Genomic DNA, 20,277 nt, shown 5'->3' with positions numbered 1-20,277 from the left:
CACCGTGCTCCATGCCGTACAGGGGACGTTGCAGTGGAGGTTCCTGCACGGGGTTTGTCGGTGGGCTCCGGGTAGAGGGCTGTCTCCCGCTGCTAGGGTCCATCCTGTGAATCGGCGGTCATCGCCTGCCAATGCCCAGGACAGACCCTGACGGCCCTGGGGAAGTTGTCCAGAAACGCTGCACAAGTGGGGTGTTTATTCAGGAGGTGGTGTCCTGTTCCAGGCCGCGCAACTGTTCCTGGTATTCCGCCGTGGTGATCTCACCACGGGCGTATCGCGCCTCGAGCACCTCACGTGCTTGCCTGCCCGTGGGACCTGTCTCGACCGTGGATTCGCCGCTGTTCTTCCGCGGACGCCTGATTATGAACACCAGAAATCCGCTCAGCAACAGGAGGAGGAGCACCATAAACCAGATGACCCAGGCTCCACCCCCGGTCAGGCCTTGACACCAACCGCTGTTGCACCAGTCCATCGCCGAACTCGCTTTCTCTCGTCGTGGATACCTTTGACGCCTGCTCGGTGGTTGGCCCGTGGCAGGTCATGAGCACGCCCAGGGCCACAACCACCCCCCTTGGAGCCCGTGCGCGCAGCCGAGGCCGCCCATTGGTCAGGACCCTGGGCAGGTTCGTTGGCGGAACTGCGGTGCTGCCCGCGGGCGGGGTGGTCATGAACTACCACCTCAGGGTGTGCCCGGCAGACTGGGACCTAGGCGGCCCTGCTGGCCGGGACAGCCGAAGGGGAAGGCGGGGCGCAGGGCAGGGTGGGGCGGCAGAGTATCGGGCACCACCAGGTGCACAGGGCCTGTTCCGCCCAGCACCTTCTCCTCGGTGAGGTCCCTACGCAATCGGTCCACAGCGGTGGCCTCGAGATGGGTGGTACCAGTGAGGTCGACGGTGACCGCCACCGGCGGGATCAGCGTCCGTGCCCGACGGATCAGCGGGCACAGGGCTTGCTGGCTGTCGACCGTCAAACAGCCGGTGACAACCAGGCGGACGTAGGCGGAGTGGAGGTCAATCTGGACCAACACCGATATCTTGTGCTGCACGGCCGCCCCCTCACCGCCTGCACGCCGGGGCCGCTGTGCGCACCCACGTCCGACGGCCGTCCTTCTGTTCCTGAGGGCAACAGCAACGTGCGGCGGGGCGGCCCCATGACTTTTCGGGCTGCCCACGGAACCAGCGGTGGCCAGGAGCACCGGTCGGCTTCTTGCCGGGACCACGCCCCGCCAAGACGGGAGCCGTGTCACAAGCACTGGGGCGCGGCCAGGCAGGCCCTGGTGAGGCGGGCCCCGGTGAGGATGGCGTGGGATAACGCTGCGGTAGGTGAGTGGCCATGGGAGCTGCTCCATCTGGGCTCGGCGGCAGTATCACGCCGACCAGACTTCCCGGCTCACCTGCTTTCCAGCGTACGGGACACCCACGGTGCCGTACAGAGTGCAGCCGGTGGCCCGGGCCCGGGTGGAGCATCTGCATCCCGCCGGGCAACGCCCCCGCCCAGGCTCTGGCGGCCCTCGCACGGCACGTGGCCGAGCGCCCGCCGTTCGGGGCCGAGGTGTCCCTCCACTCGACCAGCGGGTCCCGGCCGTTCGCCGCCGATCAGCACTCCGAGGCTGCCGGGGCCATGCATGGGCCATGGGCCAGGCCTGGGGGGTTCCTGCCGTGGACATGGGCGTGGGCGGGTCCATCCCGATCGTGGCCGAGCTGGCCGATCTCTTCCCGGGCGCGCAGTACCTCATCACCGGCGCCGAGGATCCCGACACCCGCGCCCACGGGGTCGATGAGTTCCTGGACCTCGCCGACCTGCGCCGGGGCATGCTGGCCGAGGCCCTGTTGCTGGCCCGGCTCAACCAGCAGGCCTAGGCACCCACCGTCCCACCGGATCCCCTGCCGGGGTCAAGCGGGGGCCGTGCACTATGGAACTCCGTGTGGTCCGGAATGCCGGGGTCAGAAGTCCCCGGGGGCGACCTGCAGGCAGGTCAGGTCCAGGGACCGCCACAGCTTCACCACCTGGTCACGGTCCTCGAGCACGCACAGCACCTCGTAGCGGCCCATGATGTGGTCTCGGTAGATCTCATGCTTGACGGTCGCGTCGCGTCGTCGGTCCCCGACCGCGCGCAGGTGCAACCCCGCCAGGGGGACCTGCAGGTGCAGCTGAAGCCAGGCGAGGGTGTCCGCCCGAGCCGCCTCAGTACGCCCGGAGAGCACGATGATGCGGTGCCCGTCTCGGTAGAGGGCTTGGACGATGGTGATGATCGCGGCGTTGGGCAGGTCCTCCGACACTGTCGACTCGTCGTAGTAGCTGCGGCCTTGGGCTAGGGCGAGGGTCCCGTCGACATCGACGAGCACCGCCGAGGGCCTCTCCGGCTGTAGGTGGGGTGGTGTGGGGGCTGCGGATCGGTCGATCACGGTTCGTCCCTCCTGGTGGCGCTGCATTGGTGCTCTGGGCCCAACGGGGGCGGACCGCCAGGTGGACGCCCCTGAGTGGTGGCTCAGCCGAAGGTGAGGACGTCCACGACGGCGAGCCTGTGGTGCTGACCATCCTGGACCGTCGAGGCCGGTCGATCCACACCATGCCGGCCTACGGCGAGCAGCTCCGTAGTAGGGGAGCGGGGTCGCAGGTGCTGTACCTGGGGGACGCCAATCTTCATTCTCCAAGGGGCCCGATCATCTTTTCCGTCCTCACCGCCTGCCCCGATGAAATGGAAGATCACACGGGAACGGATGATCGAGCTGACGGCCCAGCTCCGGGCCGCCGGCGAGGACCTGGGTGGGTGACGACCGACCTCCACCGACTCTCAGATACGCAACGCCCTCCGGCTTATCGAGGCCGGCGAGTCGGCCACGCAGCCCGTCAGTTCGATCTTGTGCTGATTGTGCGGTGCGACGCGGTCTGCACGCTGTACCGGGGCTGGTTCCTGCGGTTCTGAGTGACAGGGGAGGGGTCATTGCAGTGCCTGTAACGTGTCGTGTTATTGCGCTACTAAGACACCACATCGGTTGATCGTGCAGGTCCGCAGGTGGGTCCGCCGACGCGGAACATGCTGGCTGTCGCCGAGCAACTGCGGAGCGGGGTTGCGGGTGCTCAACTCCGGTGGGGGAGACGTGGACACGGCCACCCCGATGGCGCCAATGGTGTTCACCGTCACGGCCGCCCTGACGCAGATGGGGCTGCAGATTTAGCGGGAGCGGATTACCGATTCGGTGGCCAAGCGACGGCCGCCGACAAGGACCTCGGCGGCCGTCGCCAGACTTTCACGGACTACCGGATTCGCAACGCTTTCCGGCTCGTAGAGGGTGGAGAACCGGCGACTCAGGGGGCCCAGGACCTGGGCATGTCTCGGGCGACCCTGTATCGGCGGATCCGGGAGCTCCCGCAGGCGGCGACCATCTGAGGCCGTCGTCTCCGGTGGGCATCGCGATGCCCTTGCCGTGCCTGAGCGGGCGCCCCCTTACCGGGCGGGCCCCGTGGTCACTGGGCCGGGTGCATTGCCTGGTCCATCGCGGTGATGTAGCGGGTGAGGGCATCACGGTTGCGTTCCAGGAAGGCGATGCGCTCGATCATCTTGTCGCGCTGTTCGACCAGCAGGGCCCGCAGGTGGGGGTCCGGGTTCTCCACGACGATCTCCTGGGATTGATGCAGACAGGGCAGCATGTCGCCGATGATGCGGGTGGGGACCCCGGCCTCGAGCAGGCCGCGGATCTTGAGCACCCGGTCGACGAGATAGTCGTCGTAGTCCCGGTACCCGTTGGGCAGCCGCCGCGGCGTGATGAGCCCCTGCTCCTCGTAGTACCGCAGCAGGCGCGTCGCCACCCCGGTCTTGTCCGATAGTTCACCGATCTGCATGCGCCCACCCTAACTTGACCTTCACATGGGTGTGAAGGTTTCAGGATGGAGCCATGCAGCACACGCACCCTTCACCCCATCCCGTGACCGCCCAGGCGATGCGGCAGGTTTTGGCCGGCTTCCCGACCGGCATCGCCGTCGTCGCCGCCGAAGTCGAGGGCAGGATCGTGGGTTTGTCCGCGAACTCCTTCACCTCGGTCTCCCTGGACCCGCCCCTGGTCTCCATCTCGTTCGCCCACACCTCCACGAGCTGGCCCCTTTTGCGGGCAGCGCCCCGCTGGGGCATCAGCGTGCTGGGCGAGCAGCAGGCGCCGGTCTTACAGGAGCTGCGCCGGCCGACCCTGGAGCGTTTCGACCGCATCGACATGGACCTCGACGCCGGGGCGGCCTTCGTGGCCGGCGCCCTGGCCAGGCTCACCGTCGAGCTCGACACCGAGGTCGAGGCCGGTGATCACGTCCTGACCCTGCTGCGGGTGCTCGAGCTGCGTCGCGACACCGAGCAGCATCCCCTCGTCTTCTTCGGCAGCAACGCCCACCGGCTCGCCCGCTGAGCCCGCAACGACAGGAACACCCCCATGGCAGAAAAGAACATCATCCTCGGCATGGCCCTGGTCGACGGGTACGGGACCCTGCCCAACGCGTGGCGGGCCCCGCACGTGGATCCGGGCAACTACACCAACATCGAGGCGAACATCCGCTACGCGCAGGCGGCTGAGCGGGGCAAGTTCGCCTTCCTCTTCACCCCCGACTTCCCGGCGGTGCGCCCCGGCGTGGAGCACGCACCCATCAGCAACATCATCGACCCGATGATCGCGTTGACCGCCGTCTCCCAGGCCACCTCGCACATCGGGTTCGTGGCGACGGGCTCCACCACGTTCCAAGAACCGTTCAACCACGCCCGCCAGTTCAAGGCCCTGGACGTGCTCAGCCACGGCCGTGCCGGCTGGAACGCCGTCACCACCAGCGACCCGGCGGTCGCGGCGAACTACGGCCAACCGGTCGCCGAGCGGTCCGAACGCTACGAGCGGGCCCACGAGTCGATCCAGATCGTCCAGGCGCTGTGGGGCAGCTGGGGACAGGACGCCTGGATCAAGGACCAGGCCTCGGGACAGTTCCTCGACAGCTCGAAGCTGCAGCCGATCAACCTGCAAGGCAAGTACGTCGGCTCCCGTGGCCCGCTGGGGATCCCGCCCTCGGAGCAGGGGCAGCCGGTGATCTTCACCTCGGGCGGGCCCAGCCCGCACCTGCTGTCGATCGCCGGGCGCTACGCCAGCGGGTTCATCGCCGAGGTCTGGACCATCGAGGAAGCCCGGGCCCAGCGGGCGATGGTCCGAAGGGCCGCCGAGGAGGCCGGCCGCGACCCGGATGAGATCAAGTACTTTGCCGGTCTCATGACCACCGTGGCCCCGACCGTGCGCGAAGGCCTCGACCGCCGGATCGCGATCCAGGCAGAGGTGCTCGAGGCGCGGGTGCCCCACCTGGGCGGGATGCTGGGCATCCCGCTGGAGCGCCGCCAGATCGATCAGCCGCTCACCGCCCAGCAGCTGTCGGACGCCCATGCCTCCCCGATGGACCCGCGCTCCGGGATCGCCCTGACGGTGGCACGTGAAGGGTGGACGATCCGCGACATCCTCGCCCACGGCGTCATCGACTACCACCCCGTCACGGTCGGGCCCGCAGCGGTGCACGCCAATCACCTGCAGGAGTGGTTCGAGGCCGGCGCGGTCGACGGCTTCTGGGTCTCGCCCGACATCTACGAGGACGGCGTGGACGCCTTCGTCGATGAGGTGGTGCCGCTGCTGCAGCAGCGCGGGATCTACCCGACCGACTACGCCGGCACCACCCTGCGCGAGAACCTCGGCGTCCCCCAGCAGTACGGCCTGGACCCCCGGCTCACCGGCGGCGCGCAGGACTGAGCTCACCGGTCGGCCCTGCGGTCACAGTCGCAGACGCCGAGACGGCTGCCGATCCACCGCCCCGCAACGGGTGCCATCGGGATTCCACGTTCCCAGCCGAGGCGACGATCTCATCGACCCGGTCCAGCACATCGATCGCAGCACCGAAAAAAGCCGTCGGCCCCGAGACCGTCTACCCAACGGTCCCGGGGTCGACGGCGACAACAGCCCCGGACGCCCCACCGCGCAGGCGCAGACATCCGGACCCCGCACAGCCTCAGGAGAACCGCTCTATATATGGCCGGTTGGCGGCAGGCGGCCCTTGTGGTGGCGCGTCGTGTCGCACGGGAAGAAGGTGCGCAGCGGCTGGGTGTGGTTGATGGGGAGTTGAATCTGTCGACTGCGTGGCCGGAGCTGCCGGCGGTCCTCAGCGATGCGTGTGGGCCGCAGGCCGTCGGAGGTTCGTGGCGATCACCACGGCTACGAGCACGGTCAGTGCGGCGCTGAGCCCGTCGAAGCCGATGTGGGTGAGGACGGGTCCGGCCAGGGCGCCGCCGGTGGCGCCGGCGAGGTTCATGATCAGGTCGGAGGCGCCTTGCAGGGCGGGTCGCTGGGTTGGTCCAACCGCGGCGGTGACCATGGCGGAACCGGCGATCAGGGCGGCGGACCAGCCCAGGCCCAGCAGCACGAGGCTGCTGGTGACCAGCAGGTGGGAGGTGGATCCGGCCCAGGAGGTCACCAGCGCTGCGGCGAGCAGCACTTGGCCGGTGAGGACGACGGTGCGGGCGCCGAGGCGGTCGGTGAGGTGGCCGAAGACGGGGGAGAGGGCGTACATGCCGGCGATGTGCAGGCTGATGGTCAGGCCCACGATCGTGATGGCCGCCCCATGGGAGCTCAGGTGCACCGGGGTCATCGACATCAGCGCGACCATCACGGCGTGGCTGAGGGCCACGCTGGTGACGGCCCGCCGGGCGGTCGCGGAGCCGCGGAGAGCGGCTACCGCCCCGCCTCGCGTGTCCATGGTGGGGTTGTTGGGGCTGCTGACGGTGGCCGCGACGAGCAGCGGGTCCGGTCGCAGCGCCGTGAGGTAGAGGACTGCGGCGAGCAGTTGGGCGAGCAGGGCGATGGCGATGCCGCCGGTGAGCGGGGGCAGGCCCAGGGCACGCCCGAGGGCTTCGCCGGGCTCGAACAGGTTGGGACCGGCCACGGCGCCGATCGTGGTCGACCACACCACCACGGACAGGTCCCGGGCCCGGGTGTCAGAAGAGGCCAGGTCGGTAGCGGCGAAGCGGGACTGCAGGTTCAGAGCCGTGGCCGCGCCCATCAGTCCCAGCCCGATCAGCACCAGCGGCAGCGAGGTGAGGGCGGCGGCAGTGATGGTGAGCGCCGCACCGAGGACGGCGATCAGGGCGCCGGTGGTCAGGGAGATGCGCCGTCCCCGGGCTTGGGCCAGGCGGGCCAGGGGGATGGCCAGCAGTGCCGCGCCCAGGGTGCCGGTGGTCGCGGCCATGCCCGACCAGGCGGGCGAGCCGGAGATCCCCACGAGCAGCAGGGCGCCGATGCTCACGGTGGCTCCGATCCCCAGCCCGCCCAGGACTTGGCCGGTCGCGAGCACGCGCACGGCTCGTCGCTGGAGCCGGCGGTGGTCCGCGGGGGTGGTCGGTGTGATCGGGGTGGGCATCGGTTTCTCCGGAGCGAGTGGGGAGCAAGCGGGACAGCTGAGGAGGATTTCCAGGGGGTGCGGTCCGCGCCCCCTGGAACAGCCCAGGAGCCGCCGCGACGGCAGCTGGTGCCGGTGGGGCAGGATCCGGGAGAGGATCAGCGAGTGGGCAGGTCCACGGTGATGGTCTGGCCGGGGGCGGCCACGTGCAGCCGGTCGCTCAGGCCCGCGGCGGCGAAGGCGGTGCGCACGTCCTCGATGTCCTCGCGGAAGTGCGCCCAGCCCTCGACGTGGGCGGGCACGATCTGCGCACCGGACAGGATCGCCGCGGCCTGTGCGGCGGTCTTGCCGGTCAGGGTGATCTCGGCGTTGTCGAACATCGCCTCGCCGAACCGCACTCCGCCGGCGAACAGGATCGCCAGGTCGATGTCCGGGAAGCGGGCGGCGATCTGCTCCACCAGCTCAACCGAGGCGTTGTCGCCGCTGACGTAGACCGTGGGGAGGTCCTGCCCGTGGAGGACGAACCCGGTGACGGTGCCGGTGACCGGCTCGCACCCTGCGGGCCCGTGCAGAGCCGGCACGCCGGTGATGTGCACGACCTGGCCCTCAGACCCGGTGACGTCGACGGTCTGCCAGGTGCCCAGACCGGTGATCCAGGGCACGCGGCTGTCGGCCTCGGGGGTGCACAGCACCGTGTCGACCCGGGAGGCCAGCTCGCGCCCGGTCTCGTCGAAGTTGTCGGCGTGCTCGTCGTGGGAGAGCAGCACCACGTCCGGGTGCGGCAGCTGCTCCGGGCTCAGGCCCGGGGCGGTGGTCTTGGTGAGCACCGGCGCGCCCTCCGGGGCCGGGTAGGCGCGCGGGGTGTCGAAGGTGGGGTCGGTCATGAAGGTGAGACCGCCCAGGGTGAAGACGGTGGTGGGCCCGCCCACCACGGTGACGTCGAGCTGGGGCATGCGAAGGGGTCCTTCCGAACGGGGGAGATGGGGACCCAGTGAGCATGACAGATACCCAGGGGGTATGCAAGATACCCGCGGGGTATGCTGTGTCGGAAGGTCTGCGCCCATCGACACCCCAGGAGGACCCGCGATGCAGATGGATCCGGCCGAGATGACCCCGGTGCTCAACCGCCTCAAGCGCGCCCGCGGGCAGCTGGACGCGGTGATCCGCTCCATCGAGGACGGTCAGGAGTGCCAGGTGGCCGTGCACAACCTCGCCACCGTCTCCCGGGCCCTGGACCGGGCCGGATTCGCCATCATCTCCCGCACCCTCCAGCAGGTCGTGCAGGATCGCGAGCACCCCGCCACGGAGGAGGACCTGAAGGCCCTCGAGAAGCTGTTCCTTTCCTTGGCCTGAGTGGCCGAGCCGACGCTCAGGAGCGGACGAGGCGGGCGATGGCGTCGGCGGCTTCCTTGAACTTGGCGTCGGCGGCCTCGCCGCCGAGCTGGGCGGCGTCGGCGACGCAGTGCCTCATGTGGTCGTCGAGCAGTCCGAGTCCGACGTTGCGCAGCGCGGAGGTCAGGGCGGAGATCTGGGTGAGGATGTCGATGCAGTACTGCTCCTCGTCGACCATCCGGGCGATGCCGCGGGCCTGGCCCTCGATGCGCTTGAGGCGGGCGAGGTAGCGGTCCTTGTCGCTGATGTAGCCGTGGGTGGCGTGGCCCTCGGCGGCGAGGGTGTCGCTGGTGTCGGTGGTGGTGCCGGGGGCCGGGGTGGTGTCCATGGTGGTGTGTCGTCTTTCGATCGGATGGGTGGGCGTCGGCGGCCCCGGACCAGCCGTGGGGCTGATCCGGGGCCGCCGGCGCCGAAGGCGTTGATCAGGATCAGGCCACCGCGTACTGGGCGGGGTCGGCGTCGAAGGCCGGGGCGCAGCCGGGGCAGCAGAACCAGTATCGCTGGCCGGCGTAGTCGCGGTAGAGCCCTTGTGCTTCGGCGGCGGCCTTGTCAACGGGGGTGCCGGCCATGACCGGGCACTCGGCCGTGTCGTTGGCGCCCTTGGCGGGTTTGGCGGTCAGGGTCAGCTCCTGCGGGCCGGTGGTGGTGTCGGTGGAGCCGCAGCAGCCGCAGCTTCCGGTGGTGTTTCCCATGGGTGTTCCTTTCGGTGTGTGGGTTCAGGCGTCGACCGGCTGCCGCACCCGGGGGCGGGAGGGGGTCGGTGACGGGGTGGTCGTGTGGCTGGTGAAGGTGCGCAGGCGCAGGCTGTTGGTGACCACGAAGACACTGGAGAAGGCCATGGCGGCGCCGGCGAGCATGGGGTTGAGCAGCCCGGCAGCGGCCAGGGGGACCGCTGCGACGTTGTAGGCGAAGGCCCAGAAGAGGTTGGTCTTGATCGTGGCCAGGGTCTTGCGGGCCAGGCGGATCGCATCAGCGGCCGCGCGCAGGTCCCCGCGCACCAGGGTGAGGTCGGCGGCCTGGATGGCGGCGTCGGTGCCGGTGCCCATGGCCAGGCCCAGGTCGGCCTGGGCCAGGGCCGCGGCGTCGTTGACGCCGTCACCGACCATGGCCACGACCTTGCCCTTCGCCTGCAGCTCGGTGATCACCCGGACCTTGTCCGCCGGCATCACCTCGGCGATGACCTCCTCGATGCCGACCTGGGCGGCGACCTGTTCGGCCACGGCCCGGTGGTCACCGGTGAGCAGCACCGGGGTCAGGCCCAGGGCGCGGAAGGAGGCGATGGCCTCGGCACTGGTGTCCTTGATCGCGTCGGCCACCACCAGCACCCCATGGACCTGACCGTCCCAGGCCACGACCACGGCGGTCTGTCCGGTGGCCTCTGCTTGTGCCTTGGCGGTCGCCAGGTCCGCGGGCAGGGTCAGGGCCCACTCGGTGAGCAGGGACTGCCGGCCCACGGCCACCAGGTGGCCCTCGACCACACCCTGCACACCGCGGCCCGCCAGGTTCCGGAACGACTCGGGGGTGGGCAGGGTCCCGACGCGGTCGGTGGCTGCGCGGGCGATGGCGCCGGCGATGGGGTGCTCGGAGGCGTGCTCCAGGGCCCCGGCGAGGCGCAGCAGCTCGGCCTCGTCGGTGCCGGGTGCGGTGTGCACGCCCTGGAGGGTCATGGTGCCGGTAGTGACGGTGCCGGTCTTGTCCAGCACGATCGTGTCGATGCGGCGGGTGGACTCCAGGACCTCCGGGCCCTTGATGAGCAGGCCCAGTTGCGCGCCGCGGCCGGTGCCCACCAGCAGGGCGGTGGGGGTGGCCAGGCCCAGGGCGCACGGGCAGGCGATGATCAGCACGGCGACGGCGGCGGTGAACGCGGCCGTGGCCGGGAAGCCGGCGCCGAGCCAGGCGGCGAGGGTGGCCACGGCGAGGGCGATGACGACGGGCACGAACACCCCGGAGATCCGGTCGGCCAACCGCTGGACCTCGGCCTTGCCCGACTGGGCGTTCTCCACCAGCTGGGCCATCTGCGCCAGCTGGGTGTCCGACCCCACCCGGGTGGCGCGGACGACGAGGCGCCCGCCGGCGTTGACGGTGGCCCCCGTGACGGGGTCGCCTTCGGCGACCTCCACGGGCACGGACTCGCCGGTGAGCATCGAGGCGTCCACTGCACTGGAGCCGCTGACGACCACGCCGTCGGTGGCGATCTTCTCCCCGGGCCGGACCACGAACTCATCCCCCACGGCCAGCTGCTCGACGGGGATCCTGGTCTCGGCCCCGCCGCGCAGCACGGCCACGTCCTTGGCGCCGAGTTCGAGCAGGGCCCGCAGGGCGGCCCCGGCCTGGCGCTTGGAGCGCTTCTCGAAGTACCGCCCGGCGAGGATGAACAGGATCACCCCGGCGGCGACCTCCAGGTAGATGTTGGCCGCCCCGTCGGTGGGGGCCACCGACAGCTCGAAGGGGTGCCTCATGCCCGGGGTGCCGGCGGTGCCGAGGAACAGGGCGTAGAGCGACCACAGGAACGCGGCGGTGGTGCCCATCGAGATCAGGGTGTCCATGGTCGCCGCACCGTGGCGCAGGTTGGTGGCGGCGGCCTTGTGGAAGGGCCACCCGGCCCAGGCGACCACCGGGGCGGCCAGGGTCAGGGACAGCCACTGCCAGTGGGGGAACTGCAGGGCGGGGATCATCGCCATGGCGATCACCGGGCCCCCCAGTGCTGCGGCACCGATCAACCGTTGGCGCAGGGCCAGCAGCTCCACGTCGCGACGGTCCGTCCCACCATCGGCCGCATCGTCCTCGGTCTCCTGGGGAATCGCGGGGAGCTGGGCCGTGTACCCGGCGTTGGCCACCGCGGTGATCAGCTGCTGGGGGTCGTAGCCGGCCGGGGCGCTGATGCGGGCCTTCTCGGTGGCGTAGTTGACCGTGGCGGTGACGCCGTCGAGCTTGTTGAGCTTGCGCTCGATCCGGTGGGCGCACGAGGCGCAGGTCATCCCGCCGATCTCGAGCTCGAGGTCGGTGCCCACCGCCGGGGGAGGGGCTGAGGATGCAGTCATGGGGTGCTTCTTTCTCCCGGGACGGTCCCGGCCTGTTCGGCCGGGACCACTGCCGATGGTTGAGAAGGGGTCAGTGCCCGCCGTGCTCGGCGGTGGTGGTGCTGCTTGCGGTGGCAGTGCCACCGGTGGTGTCGGTGGTGTCGAGGGCGAACTGGGCGGTGTGGACGGTCCCGTCGACCTGGAAGTCGAAGTAGAGGTAGTACCGGCCCGGGCTCGGGGCCGTGGTGGCGAACTCCACCTCGGGCCCGGAGGTCTGCCCGGGGATCGGCTCGGCGCCTTCGGGGTGGACGTGCAGGTAGGCCAGGTCGCCGGCGCGCAGGGCCACCAGGTGCCCGTAAGCACCCAGGTAGGGCTGAAGCGTGGTGACCGGGGCCCCGTCCCGGGTGACGCTGATGGCCAGGTCGGAGACGGACCCGGCCGACAAGTCGCCCTCCAGGGACACCTGGTATCCGTCAACCTGGTCGGTGACGGTCACCTCCGGGGTCGCCGGGTCGAAGTCCCCGGCAACGTGCACGGTACGGGTCAGCGTCAGGCTCTCCCCGTCCCCGGCCGGGGAGAAGTCGGCGTAGATCCGGTAGGTGCCGGCCGCCTCCCACTGCCAGGGCATCGACCAGCGCCCGTCCTCGTCCATCACGGGGTGGACGTGGCGGTAGTGGGCGCCGTCGGAGCGCACCACGATCAGGTGCAGCTCCTTCTCGTGCTCGGTGTCGTAGTCGGTGACCGGAGCCCCGTCGGGGCCGGTGATCGTGAACGCCAGCTCCCCGGCTTCCTCGGTGGTGCGCGGGGCGGAGACCTCCCGGAGGAGGTAGCCGCTCTGCTCCACGGTCACCCCCTGGGGCGGGTGGTCGGCGTGGCCGGTGGAGGCGGTCCCGACCGGAACGTGGTCCTGGCTGTGCTCGTCGGTTCCGTGCTGCTCCACTGCACTTCCTTCCGTCTGCTGCGTCCAGGCCTCCACCATCTCGGCGGGCACCACGGCACCGGCCGCGGCGAAGGCCCCGGCGAACACCACCACCACACCGGCCGCGTAGGCCCCCAGCCGTCCGGCGGCGTTCACACCGACCGCACGACCTGGTAGCCGGCCTCCTCCACCGCGGCCACCACTGCCGCCTCATCCGCCAGCCCGGTGCTGGTGACGGTGAGCCGGCCACTCTGGTGGCTGACCTCCACGAACTCGACGCCGGGGATCTCCTGGACCTCCTGGCGCACCGACATCTCGCAGTGCCCGCAGGTCATCCCGGTCACCTGGAACTGAGTGGTCGTCATGGTCGTCATCCTCCCGATCAATTACCCCTAGGGGGTATATGTACATCTTCATGTGTACCCCCCCGGGGTACCAGTGTCAAGTAATGCCAGAAGCTCTGGAGGGTTTGACATGCGTACCCCCTGGGGGTAAGGATGAACCTGTGAACATACCCCGTAGGGGTATCAACTTATTGCGCGGTGACTGCCGTGCCCCCTGTCCTGAGGAGTTCTCCGATGCCTGCTGCCGCCTCCGCCACCGCGCGGTCTGACACCTCCGGGGGCTCCCGGGGCGGGCTGGTCCCGCTGCTGGTGATCGCCACCGCCCAGCTGATGCTGGTGCTGGACGACTCGGTCGTGAACATCGCCCTGCCGTCCATCCAGCGCGAGCTCGGGGTTCCGGCGGTGCACCTGCCGTGGGTCGTCAACGCCTACATCCTCGCGTTCGGGGCGCTGCTGCTGCTGGGTGGCCGGATCGGGGACCTGTTCGGGCGCCGCCGTACCCTGCAGATCGGCATCGCCGTGTTCATCGTCGCCTCACTGGTCGGCGGCCTCGGGCAGGGCGCAGCGATGCTCATCGCAGCACGGGCCGTGCAGGGGGTCGGGGCGGCGATGACCGCGCCCAATGCCCTGGCCCTGATCGCGACGACCTTCTCGACGCGCAGGATGCGCGACAACGCGCTGTCGCTCTACGGGGCGATGTCAGGGCTGGGCATCGTGGTCGGCCTGCTGCTGGGCGGGGTGCTCACCGGCACCCTGGGCTGGCGGTGGGTGTTCTTCATCAACGTCCCGATCGGGCTGCTCGTGCTCCTGGGCTCGCGCACCCTGGTCGGCGCCGAGCCGCACACCGGCCGACTCGGCGCCCTCGGGACAGCGCTGGGCACCGGAGGCATGGTCGCCCTGGTGTACGCGATCACCCGGTTCGGTGAGGATGGGTTCACCGACCCCCTCGCCTGGAGCCTCGTGGCCGCCGGGGTGGTGGCCCTGGCCGCGTTCACGCTCACCCAGTCGCGCAGCCGCAACCCCCTGGTGCCGCTGGACCTGTTCCGTGACCGCCACCGCTCCGGGGCCTACCTCACCATGCTCCTGGTCGCTGTCGGGCCGATGGGGACCTTCTACGTCATCACCCTCTACCTGCAGCAGGTGCTCCAGTACAGCCCGCTGCGCACCGGCATCTCCTGGTTGCCCTTCGCCGCCGGCATCGTCGTCGGCGCCGGCCTCGCACCGAAGCTGCTGCTGCGCCTCGGCCCGCGCTACATCGCAGCACTGGGTGCGCTGCTGGGCGCCGCGGCGGTGTTCTGGCTGTCCACGATCACCGTTCAGGCGACCTACTGGGTGGATCTCGCCCCGGCGATGTTCCTCCTCGCGGTCGGCTTCGGGGCTGCTGCGGTCACCCTCACCCAGGCCGCCGTCTACCGTGTCGACCCGGACAAGGCCGGGATCGCCTCCGCGCTGCTCAACTCCGCCCAGCAGATCGGCGTGGCCCTCGGTCTGGCCGTCCTGGCCGGGATCGCCGCCACCGTCACCGGCGCCCCCGAAAACCAGGTGGTGCCGACGGGGGAGGCCCTGGTGGCCGGATACGGCGCCGCGATGACCGCCGCCACCGGGCTCCTCCTCGTGGCCGCAGCACTGGCCCTGGTCACCCTCACCGCCCCACCGGTGGCCGAGGAGCACACCCCCGGGCCTGCCAGCGCCCTGCCCGGGACGACACGCTGAAACAGGCCCCCGTGTGGCCTGAGCCTGAGTTGCCGCCCTGGGTGGCAACTCCGGCCCAGGCCACCGCTTCGCATATGGCCGGCTGCCGGACATTGCTGATGGGAACGATGATGCAGTGGAGGCGCTGTTTCACCGAGCGCGGGTACTCCTCGGCGCAGCCTGACGTCTCCTGCCTTCGGCGGGTCCAAGAGCTTCGCTCCGAGGAGACCAACCGCCTGAAGGGAAGCGACTACGAGAAGCCGTTGTCCAAGAATCCGGGGACAAGCGCGGTCGGGACGTGATCCGTCAGCTCCTCGAGGGCGGCATCACCTTCCTCGAGGAGCTGATCACATGGCCGACAAGCGACGCCGGCAATGTTGATGCGGTCACCGAGACGCCACGCCAGTGAGGGCGTCCCACTAGAGGTGCCTGCGCGGACATCTCGGCCATGTGCTGGACAGCTGGCCGTTGCCGGCCGGTAGATTTCGTACCAGAGCGACGGCTGACAGCACGCTGGGTCGGGGCCAACCCCAAAGCGGAGGAGAGCTTGTGGGCACGGTGGTCATGTACGGCTCGGTGTCGGTGGACGGCTTCATCGCCGACGAGAACGACCAGCCTGGGCCGCTGTTCGACTGGTTGCTCGGCGGTGACGTGCCGTTGGACGAGAGCGGCGCGTTGAAAGTGTCGCAAGAGTCCTACGACTACATCAGGCCGTACTGGGATCAGATCGGGGCAACGGTTGTCGGCCGCCACGTCTTCGACCTGACGGACGGCTGGGGCGGAAAGCCTCCGGGCGGAGTCGACCACGTGGTTGTTGTGACCCACCGGCCGGCGCCCGAGGGGTGGGACCCCGAGGCGCCGTTCCACTTCGTCGATGGCTCTGAGGCAGCCGTGGCCAAGGCGCAGGAGCTTGCAGGTCACCGCATCGTCGAGATAGCCGCCGGCGACGTCGGTGGCCAGGTGTTTGCCGCGGGCCTGGTCGACGAGGTGCGCATGGACGTCGTACCCGTCGTGTTCAGGTCCGGCAAGCGCTATTTCGGGTCGGTCCACGCACCGCACCTGTTGGAGGATCCCGACGTGGTGACTCTGGGCCACCGGGTGCTTCACCTGCGCTATCGGGTGCGCCGTTGACCGACCTGAGCGGGTACGCGAAGAAGTCCACTGCGAACGGTGACCGACGATCGGGCCTGGGGTAGGTCCGCAGGCGTAGGAACTGCGGCCCGAGCGGCCCGTCCGCCAGGACTTCTCGGTTGTCGATCTGCGGGCCGGAGTAGGAGGAGGCCTCGTTGTAGGAGGCGACCATCCGGGTGCTCAGCTGCGGATCGTCGTCGTCTGCCGGCAGAGCTCCGAGTATCGCTCCACGGCCTCGGGAAGCGGGAGCACGGTCGGGGTGGGCGGCAGGGCCACGTGCAGCTCTCCTCTGGGGTGGCGGGTGCTCGCCACACCCGGGGTGCGTCGTCTTCGGCGTGTCGGGCGGCCCGTTCCGGATCTCCTGCGGGGCAAGTGAGCCAGTGGCCGGCGGCGACCACAGACATCGACCGAAGAGGAGAAGGCCCGGACCGCAGACGATGCCACGGCAGCCCCGCGGCCGTCAGGGGAGGGGCATCACCGTCAGCTTGGCGTGTCGTCTTATCGCGCTACCACGACGCCGGCGACATGGTCGTCCGCCTTCGAAGGTGGGTCGGTCGACGCTGAACATGGTGGTCTTCGCCGAGCAGCCGCGGGGCAGGGCGCGGGGTCGCGGGTGCTGACCCTCGGTGGGGGAGACGTGGACACCGCCACCCCGATGGGGCCGATGGTCTTCACGGTCATGGCTGCCCTGGCGCAGATGGAGCTGGAGATCAAGCGGGAGCGGATCACGGACGCGGTGGCCGAACGGCGGCCGCCGGCAAGGACCTCGGCGGCCGCCGTCAGACCTTCACCGACTCCCGGATCCGCAATGCCCTCCGGCTGATCGAGGGTGGGGAGCCGGCGACCCAGTCGCCCGCGACCTGGGCATGTCGCGGGCGACCCTGTACCGGCGCATCCGGGAACTCCGGCGCCAATGGCCTGAGCGTGCCGATCAGCGAAGCATCCCGTGTGGGTTTCACACCAAGGGCCGTGCGGTGACGGGGCCTCTGGTGAGTGCTGTGCGGGAGCTCTTGTTCGGTCCCGTGCGCGGCCAGGCGATCGGAACTCGGTTCGATACGCATCTCCGGAGGTTCCCGACGGCAGCTGGGGGATGAGTCAGGCCACCGATCCAGGGGTCTCGGGAGCCGGCGTTCCAGGGGTATGGGGGCCCGTCGCCCCAGGTCGGCGGACGAGCAGGGTGGCGAGGGCCGAGACGGAGGCGATGACGGCCGCGGCGGTGAAGGCGGCCTGGGCGGCGGGGACGGCCTGGGCCGCATCCAGGGAACCGGTGCCGTGTGCGGTGGATCCCAGGGTGTAGGCGGAGACGAGGATCGCGGTGCCGGCCGCGCCACCGAGCTGCTGGATGGTGCCGAACGCCGCGCTGCCGTGGGGGTAGAGGTGGGCGGGCAGCGCCGACAGCGCGGCCGTGGTCAGCGGGCTCCACATCAGCGCCTGCCCGATGATCATGGTGATGTAGGCGATGAGCAGGGTGGGCACGGCCGTGCCGGAGTCGAGGCGGCTGAGGAACCACAGGGATCCGGCCACGATGAGTGCCCCGGGGATCGCCAGGGGCCGGGGGCCGAGCCGGTCGTAGAGACGCCCGCCGATGGCCGAGACCACCGCGATCGTGACACCGCCGGGCACGAGGAACAGCCCGATCTGCAAGGTGCCCAACCCGCTGACACTGCTCAGCAGCAGCGGGAAGACGACTCCCGTGCCGAAGGCCGTCATGGTCAAAGCCAGCATCACCACCAGCGGCACCGTGAACGCCCTGACGGCGAAGATCCGCACGTCCAGGAGTGCGCCGTCGGTGCGCTGAAGCGCCCGCTGCCGCAGGACGAAGGCGGCCATGCCGAGCACGCCCACGAGGATCGGCAGGTGCGGGGGGATGGGCGTGTGGCCCGAGGTGGCCTCCCCGATGGTGGCCAGCCCATAGACCAGGGCACCGAACCCCACCGCCGAGAGGACCAGGGAGAGCACATCGAGGGTGACCGGTTCCGGGGTGGTGATGTTGCGCAGCTTCACCGCACCCAGCACCAGCCCAGCCAGGGCGATCGGGACCATCAGGAGGAACAACCACCGCCAGCTCAGCTGCGACAGCACCAGGCCCGAGACCGCCGGGCCCAGCGCCGGTGCGGCGGAGGAGACGATCACGACCAGCGCCATCATCCGGCCCTGACGGGCCGCCGGCACCAGGCGCATGGTCGTGGCCATCAGCAGCGGCAGGAAGACCGCGGTGCCGACAGCCTGGATGATCCGGCCGGTGAACAGGAGCCCGAAGCCAGGGGCGAGAGCGGCGAGCGCCGTCCCCAGTGCGAAGAGTGACATCGCGGTCAGGAAGATCGTGCGCAGGGGGAACTTGCGCATCACGAAGCCGGTGGCCGGGATCAGGACGGCGAGGGTGAGCAGGTAGCCGGTGGTCAGCCACTGCCCGGTCGTCGCGGTGATCGCCAGCTCCTCGATGAGGGTGGGCAGCGCAACACCCAGCAGCATCTCGTTCAGCAGCACGATGAACGTCGAGGCCATCAGCAGCCCCAGAGCCAGGCCGTCACCGGGGGCCAGCTTCTCGGCCGAACCCGTGACCGGCGCAGCGACCGGCACGTGGGGGCCGGTATCGGGTTGTGGGTCGATCGAGACCTGTGGGGTGGTCATGAGGGGTGCTCTCTTTCTGGTGCGGTGGGGTCAGCCTCGACGTGGACCGGTGCGGACCGGGCCCCTGTGGTCGACGGCATGCCAGAGGGGGTGTGTATCCCAACAGGGGATGCCCCCATGGCCGTAAAATGGAGAAGTTCTCCGCTTGCCATGGACGACTATGCGGAGATAGTCTCCACTTTGTCAATGAGAGGAGCAGGACCATGACTGAGGCAGGGGCCGGCACGCGTCGGCCGCGCACCGATGCCCGGCGCAACCGCACGCGCATCCTGGAAGTCGCCGAGGAGTTCTTCGCCGAGGCCGGCATCACCGGGTCCCTGGACGCGCTGGCCAAGCGCGCCGGTGTGGGGGCCGGGACCCTCTACCGGCACTTCCCCAACCGGGACGCGCTGCTGGCGGCTCTCTTGCAGGCCCGCAACGAGGACCTGGAGGCCCGGCACCGGGCTATCCGGGAGGAGACCGACTCGGCGGCCGCCCTCGAGCAGTGGCTGGAGGCGCTGGGGGAGTGGGTGACCGCTTTCGACGGGCTGTCCGACCCCTTGCGGGCGGCACTGTCTGAGGAATCCTCCCCGCTGGCGATCACCTGTCAGGGCTTCATCACGACCACCGACGAGTTCCTCGCCGCCGCCCAGCGCGAGGGCACGGCCCGGCCGTGGGTGCGCGGGCGGGACCTGTTCCTGGCGGCCCTGGCCACGGCCTGGGTGCGCGGGGCCGCGATGTCCGATGAGGCCTCGGCCCAGGCGATGCGAGACATGGTCCGTTCCGGCTGGGCCACACCCCAGGCCGGGGACGCCCCGGCGACCTGATCTGCACCGACGACCACGAGAATGCCGACGCAACCCCTCGTGCCGAGCACGGCGCTCCGCAGGACGAGGCGGCAACGACTGCTGAGCCGGCGATGGAGCCCTGCTCGCGGGGTGTCGTGAACCGCCCACTGCGGGACGGACGCCCGAGCGGGCGCCGACCCCCGCTTCATCCATCCCACCTATCCCAGATTGAGGACTTGTCATGTCCACCCTTGGCATCATCGGCAGCGGCAACATCGGCGCGGCCATCGCGCGCCTGGCAACAGCGGCCGGCATCCCGGTCGTCATCGCCAACTCCCGCGGCCCCGAAACCCTCACCGATCTCGTCGCCGAGTTGGGACCGCTGGCCACCGCGGGCACCGTCGAGCAGGCCGCCGACGCCGGGGAGATCGTGGTGCTGTCCGTGCCGCTGACCGCGGCAACCGCGATCCCGGCGGAAGCGCTGGAAGGCAACACCGTGGTCGACACCAGCAACTACTACCCGTTCCGCGACGGGCGCATCCCCGTCCTCGACGCAGAGGAGCTCACCACCAGCGAGCTCGTCCAGTGCCACGTCGCCGGAGCCCGGCTGGTCAAGGCGTTCAGCAACATCCTCGCCCACCACATCCCCGCCCTGGCCCGCCCGGCCGGGGCGCCGGACCGCACCGCCCTGCCGATGGCGGGCAACGACGCCGCAGCCAAGGCCCAGGTGGCGGGGCTGGCCGACCGGCTCGGGTTCGACACCGTCGACGCCGGCGCCCTGTCCGAGGGCTGGCGGTTCGAGCCCGAGGCCGCCGCCTACACCCGGCTCTACCTTGCTGACCCCGCCACCCCCGCGGAGCAGATGCTCGAGGCTGCGTCCGCCCCCGTCGCCGCCGCCACGTTGACCTCCGCACTGGAAGGAGCCCAGCGGGTGCGGGTGGCCGAGCGCACCTTCTGAAGCACCCGCCCCTCATCCCTGTACG

At 70.2% G+C, this 20,277-nt stretch carries 20 protein-coding genes and 2 pseudogenes; 10 read left to right on the top strand and 12 right to left on the bottom strand.

All coding sequences use genetic code 11. The features are described from left to right. Positions 1–199: 199 nt before the first annotated feature. Both ACYSMR_RS02625 and ACYSMR_RS02620 read right to left on the bottom strand, forming a co-directional pair. A complete protein-coding gene (locus ACYSMR_RS02625) occupies positions 200–472 on the bottom strand; it encodes an SHOCT domain-containing protein (protein WP_461747297.1) in 273 nt (90 codons plus the stop codon). A gap of 207 nt (positions 473–679) precedes the next feature. Next, positions 680–1,045 (bottom strand): hypothetical protein, encoded by a 366-nt coding sequence (locus ACYSMR_RS02620; protein ID WP_461747296.1) that lies wholly within the window; start codon positions 1,043–1,045, stop codon positions 680–682. A gap of 586 nt (positions 1,046–1,631) precedes the next feature. On the opposite strand from ACYSMR_RS02620, the gene ACYSMR_RS02615 reads away from it, so the two are divergent. Then, positions 1,632–1,859, top strand: coding sequence for a hypothetical protein (locus ACYSMR_RS02615; RefSeq protein ID WP_461747295.1), 228 nt, complete (start codon positions 1,632–1,634; stop codon positions 1,857–1,859). Positions 1,860–1,943: 84 nt separating this feature from the next. Here ACYSMR_RS02615 and ACYSMR_RS02610 read toward each other — a convergent pair whose 3' ends face one another. Further along, positions 1,944–2,345 (bottom strand): phosphatase domain-containing protein, encoded by a 402-nt coding sequence (locus ACYSMR_RS02610; RefSeq protein WP_461747294.1) that lies wholly within the window; start codon positions 2,343–2,345, stop codon positions 1,944–1,946. A 680-nt stretch (positions 2,346–3,025) separates the two neighbouring features. Between ACYSMR_RS02610 and ACYSMR_RS02605 the strand changes: the two are divergent. Continuing rightward, positions 3,026–3,391, top strand: a pseudogene (locus tag ACYSMR_RS02605) (helix-turn-helix domain-containing protein); the annotation flags it as partial. Between the two features lie 77 nt (positions 3,392–3,468). Here ACYSMR_RS02605 and ACYSMR_RS02600 read toward each other — a convergent pair. After that, positions 3,469–3,843, bottom strand: coding sequence for a MerR family transcriptional regulator (locus tag ACYSMR_RS02600; RefSeq protein WP_461747293.1), 375 nt, complete (start codon positions 3,841–3,843; stop codon positions 3,469–3,471). A 53-nt stretch (positions 3,844–3,896) separates the two neighbouring features. Here ACYSMR_RS02600 and ACYSMR_RS02595 point away from each other — a divergent pair, with 53 nt between their 5' ends. Both ACYSMR_RS02595 and ACYSMR_RS02590 read left to right on the top strand, forming a co-directional pair. Next, on the top strand, positions 3,897–4,394 hold the full coding sequence (locus ACYSMR_RS02595) for a flavin reductase family protein (RefSeq protein ID WP_461747292.1): 498 nt from the start codon (positions 3,897–3,899) through the stop codon (positions 4,392–4,394). Positions 4,395–4,418: 24 nt separating this feature from the next. Next, positions 4,419–5,759: an NtaA/DmoA family FMN-dependent monooxygenase gene (locus ACYSMR_RS02590; protein WP_461747291.1), complete on the top strand. Its 1,341-nt coding sequence runs from the start codon at positions 4,419–4,421 to the stop codon at positions 5,757–5,759. A 406-nt stretch (positions 5,760–6,165) separates the two neighbouring features. On the opposite strand, the gene ACYSMR_RS02585 is transcribed toward ACYSMR_RS02590, so the two are convergent. Both ACYSMR_RS02585 and ACYSMR_RS02580 read right to left on the bottom strand, forming a co-directional pair. Continuing rightward, positions 6,166–7,419, bottom strand: coding sequence for an MFS transporter (locus ACYSMR_RS02585; protein WP_461747290.1), 1,254 nt, complete (start codon positions 7,417–7,419; stop codon positions 6,166–6,168). 137 nt (positions 7,420–7,556) lie between these two features. After that, complete coding sequence (locus tag ACYSMR_RS02580; RefSeq protein ID WP_461747289.1) at positions 7,557–8,351, bottom strand: MBL fold metallo-hydrolase; 795 nt, start codon at positions 8,349–8,351, stop codon at positions 7,557–7,559. Positions 8,352–8,484: 133 nt separating this feature from the next. Between ACYSMR_RS02580 and ACYSMR_RS02575 the strand changes: the two genes are divergently transcribed. Continuing rightward, positions 8,485–8,751 carry a metal-sensitive transcriptional regulator gene (locus ACYSMR_RS02575; RefSeq protein WP_461747288.1) on the top strand — a complete coding sequence of 89 codons (267 nt, stop codon included), beginning with the start codon at positions 8,485–8,487 and terminating at the stop codon, positions 8,749–8,751. A gap of 16 nt (positions 8,752–8,767) precedes the next feature. Here the strand turns inward: ACYSMR_RS02575 and ACYSMR_RS02570 are convergent, their stop codons facing one another. From ACYSMR_RS02570 to ACYSMR_RS02550, 5 genes are all read right to left on the bottom strand, one after another. After that, positions 8,768–9,118, bottom strand: a complete 351-nt coding sequence (locus ACYSMR_RS02570) for a metal-sensitive transcriptional regulator (protein ID WP_461747287.1) — start codon at positions 9,116–9,118, stop codon at positions 8,768–8,770. A 100-nt stretch (positions 9,119–9,218) separates the two neighbouring features. Further along, entirely contained in the window at positions 9,219–9,482 is a 264-nt protein-coding gene (locus tag ACYSMR_RS02565) for a YHS domain-containing protein (protein WP_461747286.1), read from the bottom strand. Positions 9,483–9,506: 24 nt separating this feature from the next. Next, on the bottom strand, positions 9,507–11,831 hold the full coding sequence (locus ACYSMR_RS02560) for a heavy metal translocating P-type ATPase (protein WP_461747285.1): 2,325 nt from the start codon (positions 11,829–11,831) through the stop codon (positions 9,507–9,509). Between the two features lie 70 nt (positions 11,832–11,901). Beyond that, a complete protein-coding gene (locus tag ACYSMR_RS02555) occupies positions 11,902–12,885 on the bottom strand; it encodes a heavy-metal-associated domain-containing protein (protein ID WP_461747284.1) in 984 nt (327 codons plus the stop codon). Further along, positions 12,882–13,094: a heavy-metal-associated domain-containing protein gene (locus ACYSMR_RS02550; RefSeq protein ID WP_461747283.1), complete on the bottom strand. Its 213-nt coding sequence runs from the start codon at positions 13,092–13,094 to the stop codon at positions 12,882–12,884. The genes ACYSMR_RS02555 and ACYSMR_RS02550 overlap by 4 nt, the downstream gene beginning before the upstream one ends. Before the next feature lie 213 nt (positions 13,095–13,307). Between ACYSMR_RS02550 and ACYSMR_RS02545 the strand changes: the two genes are divergently transcribed. From ACYSMR_RS02545 to ACYSMR_RS02535, 3 genes and pseudogenes are all read left to right on the top strand, one after another. After that, entirely contained in the window at positions 13,308–14,786 is a 1,479-nt protein-coding gene (locus ACYSMR_RS02545; RefSeq protein ID WP_461747282.1) for an MFS transporter, read from the top strand. 528 nt (positions 14,787–15,314) lie between these two features. Beyond that, positions 15,315–15,896, top strand: a complete 582-nt coding sequence (locus ACYSMR_RS02540; RefSeq protein WP_461747281.1) for a dihydrofolate reductase family protein — start codon at positions 15,315–15,317, stop codon at positions 15,894–15,896. 542 nt (positions 15,897–16,438) lie between these two features. After that, positions 16,439–16,801, top strand: a pseudogene (locus tag ACYSMR_RS02535) (recombinase family protein); the annotation flags it as partial. Between the two features lie 190 nt (positions 16,802–16,991). Here ACYSMR_RS02535 and ACYSMR_RS02530 read toward each other — a convergent pair. After that, positions 16,992–18,527, bottom strand: a complete 1,536-nt coding sequence (locus ACYSMR_RS02530; protein ID WP_461747280.1) for a DHA2 family efflux MFS transporter permease subunit — start codon at positions 18,525–18,527, stop codon at positions 16,992–16,994. Positions 18,528–18,730: 203 nt separating this feature from the next. Here ACYSMR_RS02530 and ACYSMR_RS02525 point away from each other — a divergent pair, with 203 nt between their 5' ends. Both ACYSMR_RS02525 and ACYSMR_RS02520 read left to right on the top strand, forming a co-directional pair. Further along, positions 18,731–19,333: a TetR/AcrR family transcriptional regulator gene (locus ACYSMR_RS02525; protein ID WP_461747279.1), complete on the top strand. Its 603-nt coding sequence runs from the start codon at positions 18,731–18,733 to the stop codon at positions 19,331–19,333. Positions 19,334–19,535: 202 nt separating this feature from the next. Further along, positions 19,536–20,252, top strand: a complete 717-nt coding sequence (locus ACYSMR_RS02520; RefSeq protein ID WP_461747278.1) for an NADPH-dependent F420 reductase — start codon at positions 19,536–19,538, stop codon at positions 20,250–20,252. Positions 20,253–20,277 lie beyond the last annotated feature (25 nt).

It is taken from the genome of Kocuria sp. U4B, assembly GCF_054875615.1.
Note: the sequence above shows the minus strand (reverse complement) of the source record. Positions and strands in the feature narration are given on the sequence as shown.

Excerpts from the sequence above, each read along its gene's own strand:
- ACYSMR_RS02550 (WP_461747283.1), bottom strand. The coding sequence starts at position 13,094 with ATGACGACCACTCAGTTCCAGGTGACCGGGATGACCTGCGGGCACTGC.
- ACYSMR_RS02585 (WP_461747290.1), bottom strand. The coding sequence starts at position 7,419 with ATGCCCACCCCGATCACACCGACCACCCCCGCGGACCACCGCCGGCTC.
- ACYSMR_RS02525 (WP_461747279.1), top strand. The coding sequence starts at position 18,731 with ATGACTGAGGCAGGGGCCGGCACGCGTCGGCCGCGCACCGATGCCCGG.
- ACYSMR_RS02580 (WP_461747289.1), bottom strand. The coding sequence starts at position 8,351 with ATGCCCCAGCTCGACGTCACCGTGGTGGGCGGGCCCACCACCGTCTTC.
- ACYSMR_RS02530 (WP_461747280.1), bottom strand. The coding sequence starts at position 18,527 with ATGACCACCCCACAGGTCTCGATCGACCCACAACCCGATACCGGCCCC.
- ACYSMR_RS02545 (WP_461747282.1), top strand. The coding sequence starts at position 13,308 with ATGCCTGCTGCCGCCTCCGCCACCGCGCGGTCTGACACCTCCGGGGGC.
- ACYSMR_RS02560 (WP_461747285.1), bottom strand. The coding sequence starts at position 11,831 with ATGACTGCATCCTCAGCCCCTCCCCCGGCGGTGGGCACCGACCTCGAG.
- ACYSMR_RS02590 (WP_461747291.1), top strand. The coding sequence starts at position 4,419 with ATGGCAGAAAAGAACATCATCCTCGGCATGGCCCTGGTCGACGGGTAC.
- ACYSMR_RS02565 (WP_461747286.1), bottom strand. The coding sequence starts at position 9,482 with ATGGGAAACACCACCGGAAGCTGCGGCTGCTGCGGCTCCACCGACACC.
- ACYSMR_RS02595 (WP_461747292.1), top strand. The coding sequence starts at position 3,897 with ATGCAGCACACGCACCCTTCACCCCATCCCGTGACCGCCCAGGCGATG.
- ACYSMR_RS02625 (WP_461747297.1), bottom strand. The coding sequence starts at position 472 with ATGGACTGGTGCAACAGCGGTTGGTGTCAAGGCCTGACCGGGGGTGGA.
- ACYSMR_RS02570 (WP_461747287.1), bottom strand. The coding sequence starts at position 9,118 with ATGGACACCACCCCGGCCCCCGGCACCACCACCGACACCAGCGACACC.
- ACYSMR_RS02520 (WP_461747278.1), top strand. The coding sequence starts at position 19,536 with ATGTCCACCCTTGGCATCATCGGCAGCGGCAACATCGGCGCGGCCATC.
- ACYSMR_RS02600 (WP_461747293.1), bottom strand. The coding sequence starts at position 3,843 with ATGCAGATCGGTGAACTATCGGACAAGACCGGGGTGGCGACGCGCCTG.
- ACYSMR_RS02615 (WP_461747295.1), top strand. The coding sequence starts at position 1,632 with ATGGGCCAGGCCTGGGGGGTTCCTGCCGTGGACATGGGCGTGGGCGGG.
- ACYSMR_RS02575 (WP_461747288.1), top strand. The coding sequence starts at position 8,485 with ATGCAGATGGATCCGGCCGAGATGACCCCGGTGCTCAACCGCCTCAAG.